Consider the following 6,239-nt stretch of genomic DNA (forward strand, 5'->3'; position numbering starts at 1 on the left):
AATCTCGGGAGTTAGACTATGAGCATGCAAGATCCGATCGCGGATATGCTGACCCGCATCCGTAACGGTCAGGCGGCGAGCAAAGTTGCGGTTTCCATGCCTTCTTCCAAGCTGAAAGTGGCAATTGCCAAAGTGCTGAAAGAAGAAGGTTACATCGCTGGCTACTCCGTAGCGGGTGATGTGAAGCCTGAACTGGAAATTGAACTGAAATATTTCCAGGGCAAGCCGGTTGTAGAACTGATCCAACGCGTGAGCCGTCCCGGCCTGCGTATTTACAAGCGCACTACTGATCTGCCGAAAGTTATGGGCGGTCTCGGTGTTGCTATCGTGTCCACGTCTAAAGGTGTGATGACCGACCGTGCTGCCCGCAAGGCAAGCATGGGCGGTGAGATCATCTGCTACGTCGCTTAATAGGAGGTCGGAAATGTCTCGCGTTGCTAAGGCACCCGTCACTATTCCTGCTGGCGTAGAGGTGACTCTGAACGGTCAGGAACTGTCCATCAAAGGTGGTAAAGGTTCTCTGGTTCGTTCCATCCACGCCGGTGTAGAAGTGACCAAAGAAGACAATGTACTGAAGTTCGCCCCGCGCGACGGCATCGCTGGTGCTGACGCTCAGGCCGGTACTGCACGTGCATTGGCTAACAACATGGTAATCGGTGTTACCCAAGGCTTCGAGCGTAAGCTGCAGCTGGTTGGTGTAGGTTACAAAGCCTCCATCAAGGGCAATGCTGTCGCGCTGGCCCTGGGCTTCTCTCACCCGGTAGAGCATGCGCTGCCGGCTGGTGTCACCGCTGAATGCCCGACCGCTACAGAGATCGTTCTGCGTGGTGTGGACAAGCAGCTGGTTGGCCAAGTCGCCGCCGATATCCGTTCTTACCGCGCTCCGGAGCCCTACAAGGGCAAGGGTGTACGCTATGCCAACGAGCAAGTGCGTACTAAAGAAGCTAAGAAGAAGTAAGGTAACACTATGGACAAGAAAGCAGCTCGTCTCCGTCGTGCTACTCGTGCTCGGAAGAAGATGCAGGAACTGGGAGCTACCCGTCTGGTTGTTCACCGTACCCCGCGTCATATCTACGCGCAGGTTATCGCAGCCAACGGTTCCGAAGTTCTGGCCTCTGCTTCTACAGTAGAGAAAGCCATCAGTGAAGCGCTTAAATACTCCGGTAATGCTGATGCAGCTACCGCAGTAGGTAAAGCAATCGCTGAGCGTGCTATTGCCAAAGGCGTTCAGAACGTATCTTTCGATCGTTCCGGTTTCAAGTATCACGGTCGTGTAGCCGCTCTGGCTACCGCTGCTCGTGACGCTGGTCTTCAGTTCTAAGCTAGGAGTCGAAGATGGCTAAAGTCGAATCTCAAGCCGGCGAACTGCAAGAAAAGCTGATTGCAGTAAACCGTGTTTCGAAAACTGTTAAAGGTGGTCGTATCATGTCCTTCACCGCGTTGACCGTGGTGGGTGATGGTAACGGCCGTGTAGGTTACGGTTACGGTAAGGCCCGTGAAGTTCCGGCCGCTATTCAAAAAGCGATGGAACAGGCTAAGCGTAACCTGAGCAAGGTAGAACTGAACAATGGCACTCTGCACCACCCGGTGCGCGGTGTTCACTCCGGTTCCACCGTGTTCATGAAGCCGGCCTCACAAGGTACTGGTATCATTGCAGGCGGCGCCATGCGTGCTGTTCTGGAAGTTGCTGGTATCCACAACGTGCTGGCCAAGACCTACGGTTCCACCAACCCAATCAACGTTGTTCGCGCAACTGTCGACGCTCTGGTACAGGGTCAATCCCCGGCCCAGATCGCTGCCAAGCGTGGTCTGCGCGTTGAAGAAATTCTGGGGTAATGCGACATGGCTAACACTGTAAAAGTAACTCAAACTCGCAGCTCTATCGGCCGTCTGCCAAAGCACAAGGCGACTCTGCGTGGTCTGGGTCTGCGTCGCATTGGTCACACCGTTGAGCTGGAAGATACTCCCTGCGTACGCGGTATGATCAACCAGGTTTATTACATGGTTAAGGTGGAGGGCTAAGCATGCGTCTGAATACTCTGTCTCCGGCCGCTGGTTCCAAGCCTGAAAAACAACGTCGTGGCCGTGGTATCGGCTCCGGCCTGGGCAAGACTGGTGGTCGTGGTGTGAAAGGTCAAACCTCTCGTTCCGGTGGCGGTAAAGTCCGCGCTGGTTTCGAAGGCGGCCAGATGCCTTTGAAAATCCGTCTGCCGAAGTTCGGTTTCTTCTCTCGCAAATCTTTGGTTTCTGCCGAAGTGCGTCTGAACGAAATCGCCATGGTAGAAGGTGATGTGGTCGATCTGAGCACTCTGAAGCAAGCCGGTGTTGTTACTAAGAACATCGTTTTCGCTAAAGTTGTTCTGTCTGGCAACATTGACCGTGCTGTGACCGTTCGTGGTGTGTCCGTCACCAAAGGTGCACGTGCAGCCATCGAGGCCGCTGGCGGTAAAATCGAGGAATAATCAGTACAATGGCTAAGAAACCAGGATTGGATGTTAAAGCACAGGGTGGTCTGAGTGAACTGAAGAGCCGTCTGCTCTTCGTTCTCGGGGCGATTATCGTTTTCCGTGCAGGCTCTTATGTGCCGATTCCTGGTATTGACGCCGCCGTACTGGCCGAGTTGTTCCAACAACAGAAGGGCACCATCATTGAGATGTTCAACATGTTCAGTGGTGGTGCACTCTCGCGTGCTTCTATTCTTGCGCTGGGGATCATGCCGTACATTTCGGCGTCGATCATTATCCAGCTGCTGACTGTGGTTCACCCCGCTCTTGCTGAACTCAAGAAAGAAGGTGAATCCGGCCGTCGCAAGATTAGCCAATATACCCGTTGGGGCACGCTGGTTTTGGGAACTTTCCAGGCCATTGGTATTGCAACCGGTCTGCCGAATATGATGCAGGGACTCGTGACTCATCCGGGTTTGGGCTTCTATTTCACGGCCGTTGTGAGTCTGGTCACCGGTACCATGTTTTTGATGTGGTTGGGTGAGCAGATTACCGAGCGTGGGATCGGTAATGGTATCTCGTTGATTATTTTCACGGGTATCGTTGCTGGTTTGCCGCATGCCATTGGTGCTACGGCCGAACAGGCACGTCAAGGGGAATTGCACATCCTGCTGTTGTTGTTGCTGGGCTTGATTGTTTTCGCAGTGACTTACTTTGTGGTGTTCGTGGAACGTGGTCAGCGTCGTATCGTCGTTAACTACGCCAAGCGTCAACAAGGCCGCCAAGTATTCGCCGCGCAAAGCACACACCTGCCGTTGAAAGTGAATATGGCCGGTGTGATTCCTGCGATTTTCGCATCCAGCATCATCCTCTTCCCAGGGACCATTACCTCTTGGTTTGGTCAGGGCGAGGGCAAGATCGCTGATATCCTGCAACAGGTCTCTATGGTCCTGCAGCCGGGTCAGCCCTTGTATGAGATGTTGTATGCAGCAGCCATTATCTTCTTCTGTTTCTTCTATACCGCGCTGGTGTTCAACCCCCGCGAGACAGCAGACAACCTGAAGAAGAGTGGAGCCTTTATCCCGGGGATCCGCCCGGGCGAGCAGACAGCACGTTACATCGATAAGGTTATGACTCGCCTGACATTGGCAGGTGCACTCTATATAACCTTTATCTGTCTGGTACCCCAGTTCTTGATGACTGCCTGGAACGTACAGTTCTACTTCGGTGGCACTTCGCTGCTGATTATCGTGGTAGTTATCATGGACTTCATGGCTCAGGTACAAACCCATATGATGTCTCATCAATATGGCGACGTCCTGAGGAAGGCCAACCTGAAGGGCTACGGCCGCTAAAGGTCGGCGTAGTTACGGAGTTAAGCAATGAAAGTTCGTGCTTCCGTTAAGGCAATCTGCCGTAACTGCAAAATCATCAAGCGTCACGGTGTGGTGCGTGTGATTTGCAGCGAGCCAAAGCATAAACAGCGCCAAGGCTAATTTTTTACGGTTAGTACTTGCAACAAATAGTTGTGCTGGCTAATATAGCCAGCCAACTTTTGTTGTGTATTGGTTGACCGCCACGTATCCGCTCACGGGCTTTGTGGTGGTCGTTATCTACGCTACGTAGGAGTGAACAGTGGCCCGTATCGCTGGCATTAACATTCCTGACCATAAGCATGCAGTCATTGCGTTGACTGCGATTTATGGCGTCGGTCGTACCCGCTCCAAGGCCATCTGTGCCGCAGCCGGTATTGCTGAGAATGTGAAAATTAAAGACTTGGACGAAGCTCAGATCGAAAGTCTGCGCGAGCAAGTAGGTAAATTCACCGTTGAAGGTGACTTGCGTCGTCAGATTTCCATGAACATCAAACGCTTGATGGATCTGGGTTGCTACCGTGGTTTGCGTCACCGTCGTAGCCTGCCTGTTCGTGGTCAACGTACCAAGACCAACGCTCGTACCCGTAAGGGTCCGCGCAAGGCTATCAAGAAGTAACGGGAAGGTAGAAAATGGCTAAAACTCCGACTCGTGCTCGCAAGCGCGTTAAAAAGCAAGTGAGCGACGGTATTGCGCACGTTCATGCATCTTTCAACAACACAATCGTGACCATTACTGACCGTCAGGGCAATGCTCTGTCATGGGCTACCTCCGGTGGTTCAGGTTTCCGTGGTTCCCGTAAGTCCACTCCGTTTGCTGCCCAGGTAGCTGCTGAGCGTGCTGGTGAGATCGCCAAAGAATACGGCGTGAAGAACCTGGAAGTCATGGTCAAAGGTCCGGGTCCCGGTCGTGAGTCTTCCATCCGCGCTCTGAACGCGGCTGGTTTCCGCATCACTAATATTACTGATGTGACTCCGATCCCGCACAACGGTTGTCGTCCTCCCAAGAAGCGCCGCGTATAACGCTGTAGCTACTTGGTCTAGGATTGTTGGAGAAAGAAGATGGCAAGATATATCGGTCCTAAGCTTAAGCTTAGCCGTCGTGAGGGCACCGACCTCTTCCTGAAGTCTGGTGTTCGTGCGATTGATTCTAAGTGCAAGATTGACACCGCCCCTGGTCAGCACGGTGCGCGTAAAGCGCGTCTGTCCGACTATGGTGTTCAGCTGCGCGAGAAACAAAAAGTTCGTCGTATCTACGGCGTATTGGAAAAACAGTTCCGCAACTACTACCGCGACGCTGCCCGTCAAAAGGGTAACACCGGTGAAAACCTGTTGCAGCTGCTGGAAGGTCGTTTGGACAACGTTGTTTACCGTATGGGCTTCGGCGCTACCCGTGCTGAATCTCGTCAGCTGGTGAGCCACAAAGCCATCATGGTAAACGGTCGCGTTGTGAACATTCCTTCTTTCCAGGTTTCCCCTGAGGACGTGATCTGCGTTCGTGAGAAGGCTAAGAAGCAAGCGCGTATCAAAGCTTCCCTGGAAGTTGCTGGTCAGCGTGAGAAGCCGACTTGGGTAGAGGTTGATGCCGCTAAAATGGAAGGTGCTTTCAAGCGTCTGCCAGAGCGTTCCGACCTGTCTGCCGACATTAACGAACAGCTGATCGTCGAGCTTTACTCCAAGTAAAGCTAGCTTCTAAAGAGAGGACACAATGCTGGGTTCTGTAACAGATTTTCTTAAACCGCGGCTAGTTGACATCGAGCAAGTTAGCCCGACTCATGCGAAAGTGACTCTTGAGCCACTCGAGCGTGGCTTTGGTCACACGCTGGGCAACGCCCTGCGTCGTATTTTGCTGTCATCTATGCCCGGTTGTGCAGTTACTGAAGTCGAAATTGACGGGGTACTGCATGAGTACAGCAGCAAAGAAGGTGTACAGGAAGACATTCTTGAAATCCTGCTCAACCTGAAAGGTATCGCTGTAAAGCTGGAAGGCAAGGACGAGGTAACTCTGTCCCTGACCAAGTCTGGAACAGGCCCCGTTACCGCTGGTGATATCACTCACGGTGATGAAGTCGAGATCGTAAACCCGGAGCACGTAATCTGCCACCTGACTGGTGCCAATGCTGAAATCAGCATGCGCCTGAAAGTTCAGCGCGGTCGTGGTTATGTGCCTGCTTCTGCTCGTGTTCACAACGATGATGAAGAGCGTCCGATTGGTCGCCTGCTGTTGGACTCCGCGTTCAGCCCCATCGTTCGTATTGCCTACAATGTTGAGGCAGCACGTGTGGAACAGCGTACCGACTTGGACAAGCTGGTCATCGACATGGAGACCAATGGTACTCTGGATCCTGAAGAAGCCATCCGTCGTTCAGCCACTATTCTGGCCGAACAACTGGAAGCCTTCGTGGATCTGCGCGATGTCAGC

General features: G+C 52.9%; 12 protein-coding genes (1 of these 12 running past the window's edge). All 12 read left to right on the plus strand.

The window, feature by feature from the left end; all coding sequences use genetic code 11:
• Window positions 1-18 precede the first annotated feature (18 nt).
• Window positions 19-411, plus strand: coding sequence for a 30S ribosomal protein S8 (gene rpsH / locus IU367_RS01250; RefSeq protein ID WP_005307980.1), 393 nt, complete (start codon window positions 19-21; stop codon window positions 409-411).
• Between the two features lie 13 nt (window positions 412-424).
• Window positions 425-958 (plus strand): 50S ribosomal protein L6, encoded by a 534-nt coding sequence (gene rplF, locus IU367_RS01255; protein WP_005319720.1) that lies wholly within the window; start codon window positions 425-427, stop codon window positions 956-958.
• 9 nt (window positions 959-967) lie between these two features.
• Window positions 968-1,321: a 50S ribosomal protein L18 gene (rplR, locus tag IU367_RS01260; RefSeq protein WP_005319717.1), complete on the plus strand. Its 354-nt coding sequence runs from the start codon at window positions 968-970 to the stop codon at window positions 1,319-1,321.
• A 14-nt stretch (window positions 1,322-1,335) separates the two neighbouring features.
• Window positions 1,336-1,836 carry a 30S ribosomal protein S5 gene (rpsE, locus tag IU367_RS01265; protein ID WP_042010196.1) on the plus strand — a complete coding sequence of 167 codons (501 nt, stop codon included), beginning with the start codon at window positions 1,336-1,338 and terminating at the stop codon, window positions 1,834-1,836.
• A 6-nt stretch (window positions 1,837-1,842) separates the two neighbouring features.
• Entirely contained in the window at window positions 1,843-2,022 is a 180-nt protein-coding gene (gene rpmD / locus IU367_RS01270) for a 50S ribosomal protein L30 (RefSeq protein WP_005307985.1), read from the plus strand.
• Window positions 2,023-2,024: 2 nt separating this feature from the next.
• A complete protein-coding gene (rplO, locus tag IU367_RS01275; RefSeq protein ID WP_005319708.1) occupies window positions 2,025-2,462 on the plus strand; it encodes a 50S ribosomal protein L15 in 438 nt (145 codons plus the stop codon).
• An 8-nt stretch (window positions 2,463-2,470) separates the two neighbouring features.
• The gene (secY, locus tag IU367_RS01280; protein WP_010672567.1) at window positions 2,471-3,799 is read left to right on the plus strand and encodes a preprotein translocase subunit SecY; all 1,329 of its coding nucleotides are present in this window, start codon (window positions 2,471-2,473) and stop codon (window positions 3,797-3,799) included.
• A gap of 27 nt (window positions 3,800-3,826) precedes the next feature.
• A complete protein-coding gene (gene rpmJ, locus IU367_RS01285; protein WP_005319705.1) occupies window positions 3,827-3,940 on the plus strand; it encodes a 50S ribosomal protein L36 in 114 nt (37 codons plus the stop codon).
• A 139-nt stretch (window positions 3,941-4,079) separates the two neighbouring features.
• Entirely contained in the window at window positions 4,080-4,436 is a 357-nt protein-coding gene (rpsM, locus tag IU367_RS01290; protein WP_005307991.1) for a 30S ribosomal protein S13, read from the plus strand.
• 14 nt (window positions 4,437-4,450) lie between these two features.
• Window positions 4,451-4,840, plus strand: a complete 390-nt coding sequence (gene rpsK / locus IU367_RS01295; protein WP_005319702.1) for a 30S ribosomal protein S11 — start codon at window positions 4,451-4,453, stop codon at window positions 4,838-4,840.
• A 39-nt stretch (window positions 4,841-4,879) separates the two neighbouring features.
• A complete protein-coding gene (gene rpsD, locus IU367_RS01300; RefSeq protein WP_005340600.1) occupies window positions 4,880-5,500 on the plus strand; it encodes a 30S ribosomal protein S4 in 621 nt (206 codons plus the stop codon).
• 25 nt (window positions 5,501-5,525) lie between these two features.
• A protein-coding gene (locus IU367_RS01305; RefSeq protein WP_005307997.1) for a DNA-directed RNA polymerase subunit alpha crosses the window boundary here: on the plus strand, window positions 5,526-6,239 show its 5' portion. It continues 276 nt past the right edge of the window; only the first 714 of its 990 coding nucleotides appear in the window; the start codon lies at window positions 5,526-5,528; its stop codon lies off the right edge, out of view.

The sequence above is a fragment of the Aeromonas bestiarum genome (assembly GCF_028751155.1).
Taxonomy (GTDB): Bacteria; Pseudomonadota; Gammaproteobacteria; order Enterobacterales; family Aeromonadaceae; genus Aeromonas; species Aeromonas bestiarum.